The following is a 19,492-nucleotide window of genomic DNA, read 5'->3' on the forward strand; positions in this document are numbered from 1 at the left end:
AAGGTCATGTCACTCAATGATCATTGAGGCTATCTTACTGAACCTGGCTTTAAGTTCTTCTTCTTCATTTGGTGCAAAAGGGAACAATGGTGGGGCAAATTGGGCCTGAATGATTCCTGAAAATGACAAGGCGGTTTTAAGTCCTTTTAAGTAGCTGGATTTATAACCACCATGCCGATAAATGTTTTGGCTAATAGTCATCACCAGTTTCTGAAGCCGGATAATTTCATCAATGTCATGGGCCATTGCCGCTTGATAAAGCTTGACATAGAGCCTGGGAAACAAATTGGCTCCCCCACAAACGCCCCCATATCCACCCATTAAAACCGTTTCAGCTAACATTTCCTCTGGCCCAACCATCAAAACAAAATCTGGTTGATCATTAAAATAATACCGTAAGGACTGGAAATAGCTTCCATTAGCTGAACTATCCTTAAGCCCTATTATATTCTTGTGTTTGGACAGTGCAACTGCAGTTTGTACATCAATGGAAACTTTGGTATGTGATGGCATATTGTACAGGAACAAGGGCAATGGAATACTATCTGCCAATTGCCCATAAAAATGACAGAGCTCTTCCTGGTCAATCCCCATATAGTAAGGAGGGGCGGCCACCACTGCATATGCTCCCGATCTTTCGGCAAATTTGGAAAGCGCTATAGATCCCTTTAGACAAACATCGGTAACACCTACCAGGACGGGGATCCTCCCATCCACAAATTTACAGGTTGCTGCTATAAGTTCCTTTTTCTGTGCTATGTCCAAACTGGAAAACTCTCCTGTTGTTCCCAGGATAAACACCCCATGGACGCCTCCAGAAATCAAATGCTCAACTAATTTTTCAACACCTTGAATATCCACCTCTCCGTTGGTATCCATAGGTGTCACCATTGGAGGAATCACTCCTTTTATTGATATTTTTTGATCTAAAATTTGCATTGTTTTTATTTGTTTTTAAAATATTTTGAAAGATCCAATAGAAAAATCTGGTAAAAGTGTCCTGTTCCATTCAGAACTTTCCGGTTGTAAACCAATTGATAGCCCTTGTTCGACCAATTAATGTTGGACAACCCGGTATTGGAGGATGCTTCAGAATTAGACAACACCCTATGGGTCTCCCCATTTGGAACCTCTGTAACAAAGACCTCCTCCCGGTACCCATAGGCAAGGTATTTGCCATCACTACTCAAGGAAAAAGAGGTATCCAAACTAAAATGATTGTTGGTGATTTGGACCATTTCACCTGTATCGGGAGCTACTTTATAAATTTGGACCTCTCCTTGATTATCCTTCATACAGAAATAAACCGCCTTTCCATCTGGAGAACTGCGCAACCACTGCCGCGGACCTTGCACACCTGGATATTTTCTGTTTTGGGTAAAAGTCAACCTTTTCTGGATCACTCCCGCAGGTACGGACGGGAGTGAAAACTTGGTCCCTGCATCAATGGAGGTGACCATTTGATCGGCCTGGGAAGGTAATTGACTGATAAATACTTCAGTAGACTTTTCCTTTTTTTTATTGATAATATCCCCGAGATATGCCAAGGCATAGGTAATCGTTGACCTAGGCCCCAAACCATCCCTAAATTGAGGTATCCAGCATTCTTCGTAAGCTTTCATTATCTCACTTGAACCCGGCTTTGGTGCCTTGGTCACGCTTGCAAGAATAAATGCGACCCTTTCCCCATTAAAGTTTTTTTCATCTTGTTTTCCCTTTATACCCACAGAATCGCCATTCCATAAGGCCCCAACGGTCCTAAGGTCTGCTATACCGTGATTTGTCTCTGCCTCCCTCCTTAGGATATCATCATTATATGTAAAACTCACCCATTTGCCATCTGGACTATAGGAATAGGCATGGGAACCTCCTCGAAGTGCACCTTTCGTAAAAGGGAATTCCACGTCCCGGGATTCCATCGGTCCGAAGACATGGTCTCCTGCTTCACCAATTTGAACTTTCATGGCAAATCTTCGCGTAAAACCGTATGGATCCTCTCGGGAGGCATTTTTTAACCCATGAATAAATACCACCTCTTCCATGTTAGGGTGATAACTCACCGCTCCCATCCCCGGGCCATATTTGGACTGCTGATCATAAAAATAAATTGTTTCTATTTTGCCAGTTTCGATATTGAGCCGTTGAATTGATCGGTTTTCACCAATTTTCCCATCTTCATTTCTGTTATCAAAGACTACGTGGACATCATCGGGAGAAAATACTTGCCTTTGATTAAGAAAATGTCCCTTGGGTTCGAAGGTTAACTGTCTTTCCTCCAACCCTATTTCTATTATTCCATCAGTAGTTTTAACAGGCCCAATTGATCCTGTTCGACAACTATGCACCATTAGCGAAGCCACTCCTATTAAAAGCAATTTATTTATATCGATTCCCTGCTTTTGGAAACCAGAAGTTCGGTCAACCTTTTCCATTTTTAGGAAGATTACCTTTCCATATGGTAAAAATGACCGTCCTCTGCACCAACCAACACATCCCAAACACCATTTTTATTCCAATCCACAAAAGTTGGGCTGGTGGTATGGCCTGCCAAAACCTTCTTTGAAATGGCACCTTGATGCTTAAAAAGCACCTTTCCACTATCTTGGCGGATGTTTTCAAAAAGGGACACGTTTATGCTGTTTACCAATAAGTCCATATCCCCGTCATTGTCCCAATCAAAAAAGGATATCTTCCTCCTGCCACTTCCTCCTGCCTCAGCATGGTTCAACCTCAATGGCCCACCTTCCTGATTTATAGCCTTATCCTTATTTGAATATACAGAGGCATCCTTTCCATAAAATATTCTACGGCCAGGGCTTACCACTCTTTCTCCATTTATAGTGTTTCCCTTATATAATGAAAGAAAACCTTCATGATCCAGCATCACCAAATCCATAGTTCCATCATTGTCCCAATCGATGGCAAATGGTGTAGTCCTCCATTGGGTGACCAATTCATTATTGGAGGGTTTCCACCAGTTCCATTCAGGGGATGGAATTTCCGTATCACTATCCATTCTAATAGGAAGGGGCCCTTCAAGTGACTTTCCGTTATTCCTTATCCACTGGACTTTACCCCAGATTGAATTGAATATGATGTCCTTATTTCCATCTCCGTCCCAATCTGCCACCGAAAGTGTTGTATAACCCCATTTGGCCTCTGCAGGTCCTTGAATGGATCCTTTCCCTCCTGCTTGTATCCTTAGCGTTTGGCCATCGACTTCCAAAAGTTTGGGTTCTGCCCATTTAGGTAATGCTTTACCATTTAAATTTTCTATAAAGGCAATATATCCCGCTGAATTACCGGCAATAATATCTTCATCTCCATCATTATCCCAATCAACCCCTACCGGGGTGGCCAAGGCTCCGAATTTTAAATTATCAGCTTTCTGTCTGAAATATTTGGGGGATTCAAACAACGGTGCTCCATTATGGGTTTTCCCTGTATGCTTTATCAGTGCGACCCTACCATCTTCATCTCCTACGACCAAATCCATATTTCCGTCTTTGTCCCAATCTACGGCCACAGGAATGATCATTTCAAGGTCCATCTTGATGATCCTCCCAGTATTCCTCAAAAACTCCCCTTCTCTGTACTTGGGCTTACTACGGGTCCCTATATTTTCAAAATATGTTAATCGGTCCAAAAATTCTCCACAGATAAGGTCTAGATCTCCATCACCATCGAAATCGGCAAAATTAGGAGTAGGGGCCCCATAAACATCCAACGTTTTACCGCCAGCCTTTAACTTTCCTCTGTTGATATAACTTCCCTCCTTGTTTTCCAAAAGAAACACATATCCGTGTAAGGGTCCATTGGTCCATTCTCCTTTTTTATTGAAGGCATTATCCCATCCGTAATCCGCCCAATCATCAATACCCACCACCACATCCAAATCACCATCCCCCTCATAATCAACCATTTTCCATTGATTAAAACGTACTTTTTCCAATCCCTTTTTTAAACTATCGGCATCATACAGTCTTTCTTGGACTTCGGCCAAATTATTTCTGAAATCCGTAAGCTCGGCTCCTGGCACATTTACCCTTACCCCTTTATCAGTGTGGGACACCTGAATGTTCCTAATGGCGTCACCCAACCTAACGGGTGGTTCAAAATCGGGAAATTCGTCACCTGAGATATTCTCAAAATAATATATGCCATTAAAAGGTTTATCCGGACATGAAACCAACATATCCATATCACCATCCCCATCATAATCCATAGGAAGTGGCCAAGCCCATAGACCTACCCCTAAAAATGGAGTTGCTTCAGGGTTGTTATATTTGACGATCTTAAATTCGGACTGTACTACAGAGGAACTGTTATCAACTGAGTCCTTGGCTTCTGAGCAGGAGAACAACATCAGTACACTAGCCGCTAATCCCGTATAGAAAAGATTCTTTATCATAGCTTGTTTATCATTTGGTTATTGAGTCCAACAGGGGATCGTTGAGCTCTTCCATTTTACTTAATATTTTATATGTAAGGTGCTTAATAATATTCCTTATTTCACCCCGCTTCTCTTTTATTAGATTATTTTTCTCATCAGGGTCCGTTTCAAGATGATATAGTTCATCCCTTCTCGGATCCTGAAAATCCTTGACCAGTTTCCATTTTTTGGTCCTGTACGAGCGCATATGGGCAGTGCTGTAGTTTACCATGCTATATTCTGTATAAAGGTCATTTTCCCAGTCATCCGCCAATTCCCCTTTAAGGACGGGTACAATGCTCCTTCCCCGTAAAGTCTTATCCTCAGGCACCGGTATATTCGCCATTTCGAGTAAGGTTGGGAACCAATCCAAATTGGAGAATGTCTTTTTTATTTTTAGATCAGGCTGGATGGCCCCTGGCCATCTGATCAGCACGGGAATATGGAGTGATTGATCATATAAGTTGGGCCTGGAATTTTTCGCCAGATTCTCTGTGGCCGGGTGGTCGCCCTTGGTAATCCAATATCCGTTACCCTTGTGTTCTATCCCGTTATGTCCCATATTATATCCATGGTCCGAAGTAAAGATCACGATCGTATTTTCATACAATCCCAATTCGTTCAATTTCTTCATTAGCTTTCCTACATTTCTATCTATCCCTGAAGCACTGGCCAAATATTCCTTCATTCTGGATTTAACCCTTTCGGTGTCCAGGTCAGGATAGTCTGGATGAGGCACCCTCATTTCCATGTTTTCATATGGGGCCCAGTCCTCATCGGCTACCGGCAACCATTTGCTGTGAGGAGACCTATAATGAACACTTAGCAAAAAAGGGGTGTTTTGATGATCATCGATAAATTCCAATGCCCTGTTGGTCAGGATATCAACCGTCAATCCTTTCATTTGGTGGATTTCACCGTTTTCTTCCAGATTAGGGTCCACTGGTGACTCCCCTCCTCCTGTAAGTCCCATAAAGTACCCATAACCGTGATTGGTTGGATGAAACTTCTTATCCATCCCGGATTCTGTCCAGTCCCCCAAATGCCATTTTCCAATCAAACCGGTTCGATAACCATTGTCCCGTAATACCTCTGCAAAAGTGATATTTGCAGGATCTAGCCCAGTTGCTCTTCCAGGCTGGTAGAGCTTATGCCCTGGTTGGGGGATAAAATCCGGAATACCCAATTCCGAAGCATATTGACCGGTTATCAATGTCGCTCTCGAAGGACTGCATACGGGGGTGGTTACGAATGCATTCTCAAAGAAGGCCCCTTCTGAAGCCAACTTGTCCAAATTTGGACTATAAGCCTGGTCATTGCCCGATGTCCTCAATGTCCAGTAAGCTTGATCATCGGTAAGGACAAACAGGATATTGGGCTTTCTTATTTCACCGTTGGACCCATTTGAATAAGCACTTACACAAATGAACCAAAGCGAAATTGTCAAGGAAACCACCAGGCCGTTCTTGAATACTATCATAGAATTGATTAAAGTGTTTTCCTGAAATTCCTGACACGATGGAAGGTAAGGTAGTTGGCATCATGGTTGTTTCTAGCACCCACTCCTCCATCATCATATGCCGTCCGTGAAACGAAAATGACGTCCTTTCCCTCAAAAAGGAAATCCACATATTGGAACCCATGCCTTGCCACGTCCTCATGCTCCAACAGGACTTTTTCCTTTGTCCAGTTTTTAAGGTTCCTAGACGAAAACAGTGCAAGTGTATTCCTTATGCCTGCTGGATTCTTTCCAAAATTCTCTTCCTTGACCTTTTCTGGAATTTGATTGGCTATGGTCCAATAATGCTGGCTTATGGAGTCATACAAAATGGTAAACTTCTTACTACCACCATCAAATGGAACGAACCCCTGATCATCATTGAAGCTTGCTTCCCTTCCATTGGAGGTAATTTTAACCATGGCTGCCTTTTCAGCGGTAGTCGACCGATCATCCACTCTTAATATATCCCAAAGCTGGCCACTTTGATCAACAACTGCATTTCCTTCCAACCAGCCTCCGAAATTTCCATCCAAATAAGTAGAATCATAATAAAGGACATTACTTGCGGTCCAGGAGTCAGCCTTTAATAGATCTGCGTCAACGGGAACTGACAGCATCATGGCCCCATATCTTTTGCCCCATTTTTTCACAGGTCCCATGGCGCTCTCCATTGCCCTCCACAATCTACCGTTGAACTCTATTACTGGCATCGGTGCACAATGGTATTCCCCTTCTAAAAGCAATCCATTGCTGCTATCAGTTGGCGCGGTCCACGTACTGCCCTTATCCGTTGACTTCCGAATAATCGTGTTGCCGTGATGTCTATCGGTTCCCATGAAATATACATGGCCTTTATGTGTAAATAGTTTTGACCAAAAAGCCCCCTTTATGGTGGCCGCCAGTGTCCAGTGCTTCCCTTTATCGGTAGACCTATAGATATGGGAAGTAGCCAGGACATGTTCATTGGATTCGGGTCCAAAAAAATCATGGGACGCCAAATAGCTTCCGTCCGGAAGCACTGTTATACTAGGCGACCCTATATACTTTCCACTGGATTGCGGGCTATAGGCTATCGTTCTGCCCGGCACCTTCGAATGATTTCCTTTTTGCGAAAACACTTCGGTTAAAGAAAATAGGGCCAGCGCGACAGTTAAGAACAAATATTTCATGGTTGTCAGTGTTTTAAATAATCATTATAGGGGTAGTGGGGAGGATATCTTGAAATCACCTCTCTTTCCTCTTGGGAATCCTTGCATGGACCTGACTCAAATGCCTCTGCAAGTTTTTGAGAAGTCCTTTTTTTATTTGGGGCCTTTCACTGCCGATTTCATTTGATTCTGATGGATCGTCTTTCAGATTATAAAGTTCCGCCCTGTCATCCTCATAGAAATATATTAGCTTAAAATCACCTTCCCTCCATGCTGAATGAGGTTTGGTCTGACTTACGAAGCCATCTCCTGTACCAATACCTGAAGGCGATTTAAAGAACTCTTCCCCTTCGGGATGATAATATGGAAAATGCCAAGACAAGGGCCTGGATGTTTTATACGATCCCTTCCCTGTCAAAAGGGGCATTAAGGACACTCCGTCCCAATCTTTTGATTTTTTTCCGGAAGCCGTCAAATCCATAAAGGTTGGCATAAAGTCAAGTTGCGAAACGATTTGATCACATACTGAACCTTCTTGGATATGAGCTGGCCAGGACATGATCATCGGCACCCTTATTCCTCCTTCATAAAGGTTCCATTTGCTACCTCTGAAGGGGCCATTATCGGCAATTTCCGGATGTCCCCCATTATCAGAAGTAAAGATGACGATGGTGTTCTTACTTTTGCCTGTACGTTCCAGGGCCTTTAAGATCCTACCTACATAATGATCCATTAAACTGATATTAACAGCATAATGAATCACCTCTTCACGGGTTCCTGAGGGATATTTCCCTTTATATTTTTTGTAGAGCCATGGAATGTTTTTTTTCAATGGTGTATGGACAAAGTAGAAACTCGACATTAGAAAAAAAGGTGAGCCATGCGCTTCATTGATAAACTCAATGGATTTTTCGGTCAGTTCATCTACTGGATATCCACCATCCGGTACCCTCTCCCCACCAACCTTCGCGTATGGATGCGCTCCAAACGTTTCGGCTGTAAAGTCAAATCCCTGTTGTTTGGGACCATGTGTCAAGCTCCATCCTTTATAAAACCCATGATGGGCTGCCACATGCCACTTTCCTACCAAGCCTGTCCTGTACCCCTGGCTTTTAAGTGCCTCTGCCAGCGTGATTTCCTTCAATGGAAGGTTAAGTGTGTAGGGAGGAGGGACCAAGGACAATCCCTTGAATTTATCCAACCACTTGGGATCGTCCCATGTAAATTCGTCTTCCGGATATTTCGTTACAAACTCGAACCTGACCCTGGCAACATCTTTTCCGGTCAACAAAGCAGCCCGTGACGGCGAACAAAGCGGGGCCGGTGCATAGGCCTGGGTAAAGGTCATCCCATGTTTTGACAAAATGTCCAAGTTAGGGGTTTCGACTATTGTATTTCCATAAGGCCCTGTGTCTCCATAACCCAGATCATCTACATAAATAAGCAAAATATTTGGGGGGCTTGGATCAGGTTTTCCCTGATCATTGGCCCAAACGTTTATTTGCAACAAACCAATGCAAAGGTACGCCGACAAAGTCCCCAAAATCATTTTATCACTCGGTATCCTCATTATCAATAGCCTTCATTTTGTTCAAGAAGAGGATTGGCATCCATAGTGGCGAATGGAATGGGATACCTCACATGGTGCGGCTGGGCATTGGTAATCCCTCTTTCTTGGGCATTGGAGATCAATTTCCCCATACGGATCAAATCCAACCTTCTTTTACCTTCAGAATAAAACTCCCATCCCCTTTCTTTCAAAATATGGTCCCGAAGTGCTTCTTTCGAAGTAAACTGACTTAAGGACAACCCCTCCAGACCGGCCCTTTCCCGTACTTGGTCAATCAGGTCAAGGGCTTGTTGGGAAGGCCCATTCAGTTCATTCAAAGCTTCTGCCCTACTTAATAAAATATCAGCGTACCTGATTTCAGGTATATCATTACCAAAGGACGCATTGATACCCTCCGGATCAGGCCAGTATTTAAAGGACCTGGTATTGTCGTTATCATCCAATAAGTTGACCAACTCCCCATCGTTATTGATGTATTCTGTCAAAATCAGGTCTTTCCTTTTATCATCACTTTCAAATGAATAATAGAATTGATCCCGGATCCTGGACTCATTGGGCCAATTTCTCCATGCATTCGAAAATTCCAATCCCGTACGCGGATCCTTGGCAAATCCCTCGGGAAAAGCCGTATTCATCCAGGAGTTGGAAGCTCTTCTATCCGCACTTGTCTTGGCAGGCCTTACCCATATCAATTCTTCATTTTGCTCATTTTCTACTTTGAACAAATCTTCATATTCAGGAAACAGGCTGTAATTCCACTGGTCTATAACCATTCCGGCCATATCAGCAGCCTGTTGCCATTTTTTTGCATTTAGATAGTAAATCACCAACCAGCCTTGGGCCGCAGCTTTATGGGCCCTTCCGTATGCGGCTTCATCCCCTGGTTCTGGCAAATTGGGTATGGTGGCCAACAGCTCGGCTTCCATAAAAGAAGTTATCTCTTCCTCGGTTGCCCTTGGCAATTGGAGATCTTGGGCGGTAGATGTTCGCAATGGAACGGGACCAAACTTAAAATAAAGTTTAAGGTAACATGTTGCCCTCAAAAACCTTGCTTCAGCTTCATATAAGGACTTATCAGCATCACTGGCCTCCAAATTCTCCAGGGATTCCAATACCTGATTGGCATTCCTGATAGCCCTGTAAGGGTAATCCCAATTTTGTCCCTGCAGCAGATCAACGGTAGGATCCCAGGTGTAGTTCATATATTGCAGTGCCGTGGCGTGTACCCCATCTCCGGATTGACAGGCAATATCGGTAATCCATTCATCTTGGGCGAAGGTGTAAATGGAATTATTTGACACCATATTGGAGGCAGAGGCATAAGTTGCCCCCAATAAAGATTCAATCCCCTCCCTGGTCTTGAGAAAATTCTCTGGGGCCAGTTGGGAATAGGGCTCTTCCGTCAAATAGCCTTCACAACTGGTAAGGACAACGGTGAACAATGCAATCGCTATATTATTAATTTTATATTTCATGATATTATTTGGCTTAAAAGGTTAGACTAATTCCCCCTGTAAATGTCCTTGCCACAGGATAGGCATTCCAATCGATTCTAAAGTTCGCTGAGCCATTGGGGTTAATGGCAGGATCCATACCTGAATAGTCGGTAATGGTGAAAAGGTTCTGGCCTGTAATATAAAATTGCATGGACCTAAAAGTCTTACCGTTGAAGGGCAGGCTGTAACTTAACCTAACGGTACTTAACCTCAAATATGATGCATCTTCCACGGTCTTGGAATTCACCCGTTTCTCCCCTTGGGCACTGGTCCTTACAAAAGACGGGAACTCATTGGTCGGATTTTCAGGGGTCCACCTGTTCAAAAGTGGTTCTGCATACCGGTTTCTGCGGACACCAGCGGGGAAATAAGTATCTATAAGGCCATTATTGAGCATTTTTGCCCCCTGGACCCCTTCTAAAAACACATATAGTTCTAAGCTTTTGTGCTTAAACGTATTGCCTATGGACCAGATTAAATCGGGAAATGAATTTCCAAGAACGACCCTGTCGTCGGCATTGACCACACCATCGCCATTTACATCTTTATACTTGATATCTCCGGGCTGAACAGGATCCTCAGTGGCACCATAATCATCCCCCTCCTGCCATATACCAAGAACTTCATATCCATAAAATGATTCCAATGGAAGTCCTTCTTCAATGATCGCAATTTGACTGGTTGCCCCTGCGCTTCCGGTAATGATCCTGTTTATTCCACCCAAATCCGTCACCTTGTTTTTTACGGTGGTCAAAGCTATATTGGTCACCCAGGAAAACCTTTGCTTTGTTATGTTCCTTGAGGTGAGGCCGAACTCCCATCCTGAATTCTGGATCCCTCCTATATTGGTCAGCTGGGAAGTGAATCCACTTGACCTGGGTATTGGAAGGGAAAGCAACATATCAGATGTGTTTTTCACATACCAATCCAAACTTCCATACAGCCGATCATCCCAAAGACCATAGTCCAAGCCAAAATTGACCTGCTCGGTAGTTTCCCATTTCAAATCTGGATTTGCAATTCTTGCCGGCTGGGTCGTGGTATATTGTTGATCGTCATATACCACCACCGGGCCATTGCCAAATGTCGATATGGACCTATAATTCCCAATTTCCTGGTTACCTGTCCTACCCCAACTGGCCCTGAACTTCAATGTACTGAACAACGGTTCAAGCGGTTTGAAAAACTCCTCTTGGTTAACTTTCCATCCAAATGCAAAACTTGGAAAATAACCGAATTTGTTGTTTTGGCCAAAACGGGAAGAACCATCCGCTCTTATCGATGCAGTCAACAGGTATTTATTCCTCAGGGAATAATTTGCCCTTGCCAAATAGGACAATAAGGTATTGTCCACCTTGGAGCTAGAAACCACGTTCAATGACGGGTTACCCAACCCCAGGTTGTAGGTTTCTGTTGCATCCGAAGGAAAGCCCCTTCCTTCTGCAGAAAAACGTGAGACGATAAATTTCTGGGTTGTCACTCCAACTACGGCGCTAAAAGAATCCTGGCCGATATCCTTTGTATAGTTAAGCAGGCCTTCGACCAAATAATTGGAGGAGGTGCCTTGGAGTTGGGAAGCTATTCCTCCCGCAGCATTACCGTCCAACGTGGACCGGTCGATATAAAACTCCCTTACCTGGTTGGAAACATCTCCGCCAATATTCAATTTGGCACTTAGCCCGGGCAAAATTTTATACTCACCATAAATGGTCCCAAATGTCCTGTAGGTATTTCCTATTCCCCGTTTACCGTTTGCCAATGCCACAGGATTATCTATATTGATATGGGAGGAGATAACATAATCCCCGTTATCGTTCCTTATGGGCAGGGTAGGATCCATGTGCATCGCTGCAAATACGACCCCGGCATGCTCATTGAGCTGAAAACCTCCGGGAGTAAATTCATCCCTGGAATAATTGGAACTCATGTTAAGCCCCATCTTAAACCTTTCCGAGGCCTTGTGGTCCAAGTTAAGCCTTATGCCATATCGTTTGAAGCCCGAATTGATTATTAATCCTTTTTGGTCAAAATAGTTGAGGGAAACCATATAGTTGGTTGATTCATTGCCTCCGGACATTGATAGGTTATGGCTCTGGATTCCCGCATTGGGTTGGTAAACTTCTCCTAACCAATCTGTACCTGTACCATTAAAATCCTCCACGCGGTCCTGTTCACTTCCCCCTCCTTCATCAATAATGGCATTTATCACCTCGTAATACTCACGTCCAGAGAGCAATTCGATCTTATTGGCCACGTTTTGCACTCCGGCATATGCATCATAATTTATGGACATCTTACCTTTTCTTCCATTTTTGGTGGTTACAAGGATAACGCCATTGGCTCCTCTGGCTCCATATATGGCTGTTGCACTTGCATCTTTAAGCACTTCAATGGATTCAATATCTGCCGGATTAATGGAAGATAGTGGAGATCGTTGGGTCCTCGGTGCTCCGAATCTATCCCCTACGCCGGTTACGGCAGAGGAATTGCTGAAAGGCAACCCATCTATGACATAAAGAGGACTGTTCCCTGAATTGACCGATCCTACCCCCCTGATATTTACCGAAATACCACCACCTGGTTCTGCGCTGTTTTGCACAACTTGTACACCGGGCATTTTACCGGCAATTAACTGTTCCGCAGAAGTAATTACACCTGGATTGAAGTCTTCTTTTTTCAATGCAGCTACAGATCCAGTAAGATCACTTTTCTTAACGGTTCCATAGCCCACCACAACAACTTCGTCCAAAGCAGAAATATCCTCGGATAAGGTAATATTTATGTGATTGTTGTTCCCCACAGTGGCTTCCTGTTTTTCGAAACCTATCATCGAAAAAACCAGGACTATGTTGCCCCCCTCTGGAACACTGAGAGAATAATTCCCATCAATGTCTGTAATTGTTCCTGTCTGGCTTCCCTTCAGTAGTACATTTACCCCTGGCAGACCGAGCTGATCGGTACCTGATATCACCGTTCCTGAAACCGTACGATCTTGAAATCCATATGCACGCTGGCCCAACAGTATCCCAAAAGTGCATAGCATGCTCATTATGCCAAGGAGATATTTCCTTGGCATCAAGTAAATTTTGTTTTTCATGGTTATTAATGGGTTAGTTAATTATTTTTATATTTCTCCGCAAAAGCGGACCTTAATACCAAGCGCATCCAGCGCTGATGCCTTAAGGTAAGCGGCTTCAACAGTCGATTCATAAGATTCACCATAGGCGACTTGAATATGATTGGCCTGGTGCTTTGCCATCATTTGATCTCTGGAAACCCCAGGTAATACCACATTCATTATGGGCCATTGGGGAGTGGTGTTATGCCATCTTCGTTGGGTTTCGCCCAGAGGTAATTCCACTACTTCCCCTATTCCAATATCACAAAAAAGCGACTCATCTTCCATGTATATCCGGCTCCAAACTATATATCCGGGTTTGCTGATACCTTTCAGACTTCCCCCCCCCTTCTGAAAGTACATTGGAGGCTGCCTTTCGCTTGAAGCTCCCTTGAATCCATCGATGAAATGGGCAGGGGGTACTGCACCTGAAATCAGAAATACCCATACAAATTCGCTTCTCCCTCCAAATTCAACGTCTTCTCCCCATCTTATATCATGTAGGGTATTCTCAGGTGGTAAGCCCAATATTTCCCAAAGTCTCGTAGTGATCAACCCATCTAGTCCGGCGCATTCATCCACTTCATTAAAATGAGGGATGGATTTCCCTTTATAAAGTTCCTCACCATTTTTGCCATAAACCGGAGGTCTGACCACATTATTGAGCAATCCTTCAGCCAAGTCACTTGCAGCAACCAAATCCTTTAAACCTTGCTGATACTGTATACCTATTGTATCACAACCAAATTCATCCGCTATTCTAACCGCGGCAATATACATTTTACATTGCTCCAGGGTCTGTTCCCTGGTCAGTTCCGTTTGTGGGTTTTTCCCCCATTCAAAATGCATCCCTTCATCTTCAAGCCATGTCAATATCCTATAAGCGTCATCATCACCTACCCTGCTCATCTCTGCATATAATGCCGATTGGCTTAATCTTTCCTTAAAAACACCCAGTTGATGTAAATAGGTATCCGGTATAATGGCATTGTACATTCCCATACATCCTTCATCAAAGACCCCCATGATAGCCTTCCCCTGCTTGAAATCATGGGCAAAGGATCTTCCTTTATCAGCTAGTTCAGTTGGTATTTGGACTTCAGCTAGCTCTTTAACGTGACTTAAATCATGGCTAATCTTCCCTGTTTCAAGCCACTCCTTTAGTTTTTCTATAAAAAATGAATCCGTAAAATCCGTGCTCCACAGGCAACTATGTGCAATCCCGGCCTTTGTCAAAGATCCTTTTAAATTAAGGGCTCCGACCAGTCCACTGGACTTCCCATCCCAGTTCGCCAACACTAAAATCGGTGCATTATGGCTATATAGACCTGGTAGGACATGATGAGTATACTGCCAGACACTTTCTGCCACGATGATGGGAGTAGTTGGGTCCAAGGGCTTGAAAACCTCTATACCCATCCTCTGGGAATCAATAAATCCATGCTGCTTTTCTTGATTATAGGCGTGGCCCCTTTCGACTTCCCATCCCAGTTCTTTCAATACACCTGAAAGCAGTTCTTCCATTTTATCCTGGAACGCCCAACCTACTTGGTTAGCGGATAATCTTAGATCACCACTGGCCACCACATATACTCTATTTGCTGACTTCATGAATGTTATTTTGAGTTCGATAAATATTCTATACAAAGGTCAACAAATGGACGGGACGCATTTTGGTTATTCTTATCTAAAAATTATACTATATTAGCATAAACTATAATTCTAACTTTTTACCAAAAAACAATACTATGCGCAACTTTTTTATTGTTAAAACAACAATATCTAATAAAAATTAACACTAATTCAAAACAAATCGCTAAACTCATAAAAATCAAAAATGAAACCTTATTTTCACAAAGTCCCAATAACCAATTCTGGTTCTTTTAGTATTCGACATGATATCAAAGCCAATTTCGGAACACTTTGGCATTATCACCCCGAATTAGAGCTGCACTATATTGTTAAGGGCGAAGGCATTCAATATATAGGGGATAACATTAGTTCGTTTTCCAGTGGCGATATGATATTTCTTGGTCAGAACCTTCCACACACTTGGAGATGTCATGAAGACTACTTTGTTTCAGGCTCCGGAAAAAACATTGAAGCCTATATTCTTCAATTTCAGCCGAATTGTTTTGGAAAGGATTTTTTTCAATTGCCAGAAACTTATGCAATTCCTAAATTATATGAAAAAGCAAAACATGGATTGAACATAAAAGGTGAAACAAAAAGAAAATTGGAAAGGTATATGCAACTTGCCGTTAGGGCGGACAACCTAGACAGGCTGATCCATCTGTTGCAAATTATAAAAACCTTGTGTGAAACAAATGAATATGAAACCATTGCTCCAGGATATGCCTATAGCCACTTATCGAACCTTTCTGAAATGGCCCGCTTGGAAAAGATATATACATATGTAATGGCGCATTATAAAGAAGAAATCACCCTAGATCAAATAGCCTCTATTGCTTATTTAAGCAAAACTTCCTTTTGTAGATATTTTAAAACCATGACCAACAAAACATTCTATGATTTCCTCATAGAAATAAGAATTTCCAACGCTTGTAAATTACTTATTGATGATAGGTTTCCGATAGAGATAATCTGTTATGAATGTGGTTTCAATAATGTTTCCAATTTCTACCGGCATTTTAAAAAAGTCACAAAACTTACTCCAAATCAGTATCGTAACAATTATTTACCCACCAAATAAGGGAGTGGTAGCTAATAACATTACCCTCTTTTCAATCTCATACCCCAGTAAAACCATCACACTTTTTTAAAAGCACCTCCAAATCGTCGACAGCTCGGTTCGAAAAAAGCACCGAGTGATCAACACAAATAAAAACCGCATCATAAAATGCGGTTTTTGTTGTTTTAAACCAACCTGTTATTCCGTTTGCTTTAAATGACAGGTATACCCATATTGTTTTAATGCCTCTTTCTTCTTATCTCGATTTTTTTCTTTTAATTTTTCCAAAAAATTTAAACGCTCAACTTTTTTAATGAAATCTTTTATTTGGCCAATGATTTTTCTCCTACGGGAACTGTTAGCTGAGATTCTAACCAAATTACAAACTATTTGGATTGTATACACGTTCTTAACGGTGTATATTTACACCAAAACTACATATAAAATGGCCAGGCAAACTATCTCTGTAAATGAACCTAACGATCGCTGGATGAAACAAAAAATTGAAGGAAATGAATATTCCAGTAAAAGTGAGTTGGTCAATGATCCTATCCGTAGACAAAGAGAACAGGAAGAAGAGCGATTATGGCTAAGAAAAGAACTTTTAAAGGGTGAGGAAAGTGGGCTATCTAATAAATCTATGGCTGAAATTTTAGAAGAGGCCAAAAGAAGAGCAAAAAGAGGGTAATGTATTATATACTTACCCGTCAGGCAGAAGAAGACCTCATTCAAATTTATCTTTATGGGCAAGAAGTTTTTGGTCCTATTCAGGCCGAAAAATACCATGAATCTTTAGAGAGGGCTTTTGAGAGGATTGCCAAAAATCCTGAAATGTTTCCTATGGCGCTGAAATCTTAAATGACTATAGGTATTATGTACATATATCACATACCATATATTTCAAAGTTGAAGAAGAAATCAAAATTATCAGGGTCATTGGCAAACAAAAATTCCCATGATTTTCCCCTTTTCACTCCCTCTCACAGTCCAGTAAAGTGATCACAAATTTGCAATACAATCCCCAAGTCCTCCACAAACTGGTTCGAATTAATCACCGAGTGGGTCAACAACTCGGTCCAAAGTTGAATTTTTCGACTTTGGACCTTTTTTTTAATAGGCTATCATACTGTTAATCTTATAGGTAGTCCTAAAGAATTCGTTCACCCGTGCAGTTCGATGTTTTTTACGGATCAAGCCAACCACTATACATGAGCAAATAGCTGCGACGACTTGTACGATCCAAATCAACTAATCATGGATCAAGCAGAAAAGATGGGGACTAGCCTATTTCGATGGCTAAATATGTTCTTTGTTACCTTTGGTTGCTATTTGGCCACGGATGAACGCTGATAAACACAGATAGGATGCTGAGGCATTGTAAATCCGTGTTATCTCCCCAGAAACATTGCTTTATCCGTTATTATATCCATTGTCTTCTTACCTTTAGGGATTCATATCGGCAAACTTCATTGCACTAAAAACCAGTATAATAAAAATTCCAAGTAAACACTTAACCTTTAACGGTCATGACACAGCATATTTTTTGGACATTGCTATTTTTGATTCACTTTGATGCAGTTGCCCCATCCTCTCAAAACCACGTTGCTTTTGTCGAGCATTTTGAGGATCCTGATTTGGTTCACTTCAGGTATGGCTCCACCGGCACCGAGGCCGGTTTTAAATATGCGGTGGGTGTAAACTCCCCTTCCGAGCCGGGCACTAAAATCCTGTCCTTTAAAATAGACCCGGAAGATGTGGCCGGTGCAGGGCATGGCCCTGAGATCATCTCAAAAGACCACACCCATTTTGGCACCTATTCAGCACGGTTAAAAGTACCCAAGGTCAAGGATGTCCAGCCGAACATTGGCGCCGTAGTAGGATATTTCACTTACCATGAAGACAGTTTGGCCGGGCTGAGTGAAATAGACTTTGAATGGCTCCCCGCCAACCCTACCGTCATCTATATAGGTACATGGACCGGAGGACAATCCGGTAAGTTGGAGCGGATCGGCAGGACCATCAACCTTGCCAAAGGAATCATCTATGAAACAACTTACCGAAAGGGGCATTCAGGGCCCCGTGAAGCCCTTACCGGGCTACAAAGCCAGCCCGAAACCATCATGGCCATTCCGGACTTTGATGCTTCTTCTTCATTTTACACTTATGGCTTCGACTGGCACAAAGATCGGATCCAATGGTGGATCCTTCATCCCGACACGGGTGAAAAGGTCATCTTATGGGATTACCGGGGCTCCCCCCTGGGCATTCCACAACACCGAACGTACTACCGAATGAATTTTTGGCACACCGACCAGTGGGCGGTGGAAACCAACCCGCTATCGCTTGAAAAACCCCTGAAGCCTTTCCAAATGGAGGTAGACTGGATGTTCTATGAACCACTTGAAGGCAATACGCAGTAGGTAAAGCCTATATTAAAATGCCTTTTTATACATCGCTTGTACTTTTAATGGGCATGATCTTAGTAGCAGCCCCTATCTGTTTTTCAATAACATTACTCTTCTACAATGGAAAAACCACTTTAAAAGGTCGTTATTTATTGGCTAAAACGACAACATCGAAGTCACGGGCAAGTGGTCAGAGGGATATTTAGCGTCTCCATACGTGTCGGAAATCACCTTGTAGTCCTCCACTCCAAATTGGGGGGACACGAATATATAGTCAATCCTGTTTTTACCATTTCCCTCAAAGACACCTCCTCCGAGGTTTGTTCCCTCCACGCCTTGACGGGGAGTTTTTGTCATGTCAAATGCATCCGACAAGACTTCTTCAACAGCTTGGATCTGGGAGGTTCTATCGGTCGAATTGAAATCTCCCAAAGCAATGGAGGGGGCTCCTTTTGTGATTTCCTTGATCTTTTTGGCCAACAGTGGGCCAGACTCTCGCTTTGCAGTCTCCAGACGCCAATAAAAATGGACGTTGAACACAAAGAATTCTTTATCGGTACCATTCACCCTGAATTTTGTCCATGTACATATCCTTCTATCCGTGGCATCCCAGCCAATACTGGGTACATCGGGTGTTTCACTGAACCAAAAAACCCCTTTATCAAGGACAGAAAACAGATCTTTTTTATAAAATGTGGCGCAAAAATGCATATCGTTTCCCCCGTAAGGAAATCCAACATAGTCGAACCCCGGCAATAAACCCAAAAGGTCGGAAAGCTGTCCGCTATCCCCTTCTTGAGTAGCTACCAAATCAAACTGGTGCCTGGAGATCAATTGGGCCAATGGCTCCCGGCGCACTTTCCAGCCGTTGCCCGAAGCCACGTCCTCAGCGGGGTTATAGCGAATATTGTAAGTGGCAGCCCGGAAACTTGTCTCGGCAGTATCTCGGGGACTGTCCATAGCAGTATCTTGCGCGCTACATGATAATAACGGCAACAATACCGTGGCAATAATCAATGGAAATACTTTCATTTTCTATGTTTCTTTAAAGATCGACGGGTACTTAATTTCCCCAACCCATTATTTAAAACAGGGAGCTGCCAAATTCGCAGCCCCCATTAGATAGATGG

Annotated in this window: 14 protein-coding genes; 4 read left to right on the top strand and 10 right to left on the bottom strand. The window is 42.8% G+C overall.

The window, feature by feature from the left end:
- Positions 1-9: 9 nt before the first annotated feature.
- From ECHVI_RS21995 to ECHVI_RS22035, 9 genes are read right to left on the bottom strand one after another with little or no spacing between them, the layout of a single operon-like run.
- A complete protein-coding gene (locus ECHVI_RS21995) occupies positions 10-939 on the bottom strand; it encodes a dihydrodipicolinate synthase family protein (RefSeq protein ID WP_015268211.1) in 930 nt (309 codons plus the stop codon).
- A gap of 5 nt (positions 940-944) precedes the next feature.
- On the bottom strand, positions 945-2,432 hold the full coding sequence (locus ECHVI_RS22000) for a DUF3748 domain-containing protein (RefSeq protein WP_015268212.1): 1,488 nt from the start codon (positions 2,430-2,432) through the stop codon (positions 945-947).
- A gap of 11 nt (positions 2,433-2,443) precedes the next feature.
- Entirely contained in the window at positions 2,444-4,411 is a 1,968-nt protein-coding gene (locus ECHVI_RS22005) for an FG-GAP repeat domain-containing protein (RefSeq protein WP_015268213.1), read from the bottom strand.
- 10 nt (positions 4,412-4,421) lie between these two features.
- Positions 4,422-5,912 (bottom strand): sulfatase family protein, encoded by a 1,491-nt coding sequence (locus tag ECHVI_RS22010; protein ID WP_015268214.1) that lies wholly within the window; start codon positions 5,910-5,912, stop codon positions 4,422-4,424.
- Between the two features lie 8 nt (positions 5,913-5,920).
- Positions 5,921-7,102, bottom strand: coding sequence for a sialidase family protein (locus ECHVI_RS22015; protein ID WP_015268215.1), 1,182 nt, complete (start codon positions 7,100-7,102; stop codon positions 5,921-5,923).
- A 55-nt stretch (positions 7,103-7,157) separates the two neighbouring features.
- Positions 7,158-8,651, bottom strand: coding sequence for a sulfatase (locus tag ECHVI_RS22020; protein ID WP_015268216.1), 1,494 nt, complete (start codon positions 8,649-8,651; stop codon positions 7,158-7,160).
- Positions 8,652-8,653: 2 nt separating this feature from the next.
- Positions 8,654-10,126 (bottom strand): RagB/SusD family nutrient uptake outer membrane protein, encoded by a 1,473-nt coding sequence (locus ECHVI_RS22025; RefSeq protein WP_015268217.1) that lies wholly within the window; start codon positions 10,124-10,126, stop codon positions 8,654-8,656.
- A gap of 13 nt (positions 10,127-10,139) precedes the next feature.
- Positions 10,140-13,244: a SusC/RagA family TonB-linked outer membrane protein gene (locus tag ECHVI_RS22030; RefSeq protein WP_015268218.1), complete on the bottom strand. Its 3,105-nt coding sequence runs from the start codon at positions 13,242-13,244 to the stop codon at positions 10,140-10,142.
- Positions 13,245-13,271: 27 nt separating this feature from the next.
- A complete protein-coding gene (locus ECHVI_RS22035) occupies positions 13,272-14,876 on the bottom strand; it encodes an L-fucose isomerase (RefSeq protein WP_015268219.1) in 1,605 nt (534 codons plus the stop codon).
- 226 nt (positions 14,877-15,102) lie between these two features.
- On the opposite strand from ECHVI_RS22035, the gene ECHVI_RS22040 reads away from it, so the two are divergent.
- The 4 genes from ECHVI_RS22040 (at position 15,103) to ECHVI_RS22050 (ending at position 18,377) form a co-directional block, all read left to right on the top strand.
- Complete coding sequence (locus ECHVI_RS22040; protein WP_015268220.1) at positions 15,103-15,978, top strand: AraC family transcriptional regulator; 876 nt, start codon at positions 15,103-15,105, stop codon at positions 15,976-15,978.
- 292 nt (positions 15,979-16,270) lie between these two features.
- Positions 16,271-16,645 carry a ribbon-helix-helix domain-containing protein gene (locus ECHVI_RS24205; RefSeq protein WP_015268221.1) on the top strand — a complete coding sequence of 125 codons (375 nt, stop codon included), beginning with the start codon at positions 16,271-16,273 and terminating at the stop codon, positions 16,643-16,645.
- Positions 16,645-16,815, top strand: coding sequence for a type II toxin-antitoxin system RelE/ParE family toxin (locus tag ECHVI_RS23510; protein ID WP_015268222.1), 171 nt, complete (start codon positions 16,645-16,647; stop codon positions 16,813-16,815). Before ECHVI_RS24205 ends, ECHVI_RS23510 begins: the two co-directional genes overlap by 1 nt.
- Positions 16,816-17,483: 668 nt before the next feature.
- Complete coding sequence (locus ECHVI_RS22050) at positions 17,484-18,377, top strand: glycoside hydrolase family 16 protein (protein ID WP_015268223.1); 894 nt, start codon at positions 17,484-17,486, stop codon at positions 18,375-18,377.
- 141 nt (positions 18,378-18,518) lie between these two features.
- On the opposite strand, the gene ECHVI_RS22055 is transcribed toward ECHVI_RS22050, so the two are convergent.
- Positions 18,519-19,394: an endonuclease/exonuclease/phosphatase family protein gene (locus ECHVI_RS22055; RefSeq protein WP_015268224.1), complete on the bottom strand. Its 876-nt coding sequence runs from the start codon at positions 19,392-19,394 to the stop codon at positions 18,519-18,521.
- Positions 19,395-19,492: the final 98 nt, after the last annotated feature.

The organism is Echinicola vietnamensis DSM 17526, assembly GCF_000325705.1.
Lineage (GTDB): Bacteria > Bacteroidota > Bacteroidia > Cytophagales > Cyclobacteriaceae > Echinicola > Echinicola vietnamensis.

What these genes read in the sequence shown, in the direction of transcription:
- ECHVI_RS22030 (WP_015268218.1), bottom strand. Translation starts at nt 13,244, where the DNA reads ATGAAAAACAAAATTTACTTGATGCCAAGGAAATATCTCCTTGGCATA.
- ECHVI_RS23510 (WP_015268222.1), top strand. Translation starts at nt 16,645, where the DNA reads ATGTATTATATACTTACCCGTCAGGCAGAAGAAGACCTCATTCAAATT.
- ECHVI_RS22040 (WP_015268220.1), top strand. Translation starts at nt 15,103, where the DNA reads ATGAAACCTTATTTTCACAAAGTCCCAATAACCAATTCTGGTTCTTTT.
- ECHVI_RS22005 (WP_015268213.1), bottom strand. Translation starts at nt 4,411, where the DNA reads ATGATAAAGAATCTTTTCTATACGGGATTAGCGGCTAGTGTACTGATG.
- ECHVI_RS22000 (WP_015268212.1), bottom strand. Translation starts at nt 2,432, where the DNA reads ATGGAAAAGGTTGACCGAACTTCTGGTTTCCAAAAGCAGGGAATCGAT.
- ECHVI_RS22020 (WP_015268216.1), bottom strand. Translation starts at nt 8,651, where the DNA reads ATGAGGATACCGAGTGATAAAATGATTTTGGGGACTTTGTCGGCGTAC.
- ECHVI_RS22025 (WP_015268217.1), bottom strand. Translation starts at nt 10,126, where the DNA reads ATGAAATATAAAATTAATAATATAGCGATTGCATTGTTCACCGTTGTC.
- ECHVI_RS22055 (WP_015268224.1), bottom strand. Translation starts at nt 19,394, where the DNA reads ATGAAAGTATTTCCATTGATTATTGCCACGGTATTGTTGCCGTTATTA.
- ECHVI_RS21995 (WP_015268211.1), bottom strand. Translation starts at nt 939, where the DNA reads ATGCAAATTTTAGATCAAAAAATATCAATAAAAGGAGTGATTCCTCCA.
- ECHVI_RS22050 (WP_015268223.1), top strand. Translation starts at nt 17,484, where the DNA reads ATGACACAGCATATTTTTTGGACATTGCTATTTTTGATTCACTTTGAT.
- ECHVI_RS24205 (WP_015268221.1), top strand. Translation starts at nt 16,271, where the DNA reads ATGAAATCTTTTATTTGGCCAATGATTTTTCTCCTACGGGAACTGTTA.
- ECHVI_RS22035 (WP_015268219.1), bottom strand. Translation starts at nt 14,876, where the DNA reads ATGAAGTCAGCAAATAGAGTATATGTGGTGGCCAGTGGTGATCTAAGA.
- ECHVI_RS22010 (WP_015268214.1), bottom strand. Translation starts at nt 5,912, where the DNA reads ATGATAGTATTCAAGAACGGCCTGGTGGTTTCCTTGACAATTTCGCTT.
- ECHVI_RS22015 (WP_015268215.1), bottom strand. Translation starts at nt 7,102, where the DNA reads ATGAAATATTTGTTCTTAACTGTCGCGCTGGCCCTATTTTCTTTAACC.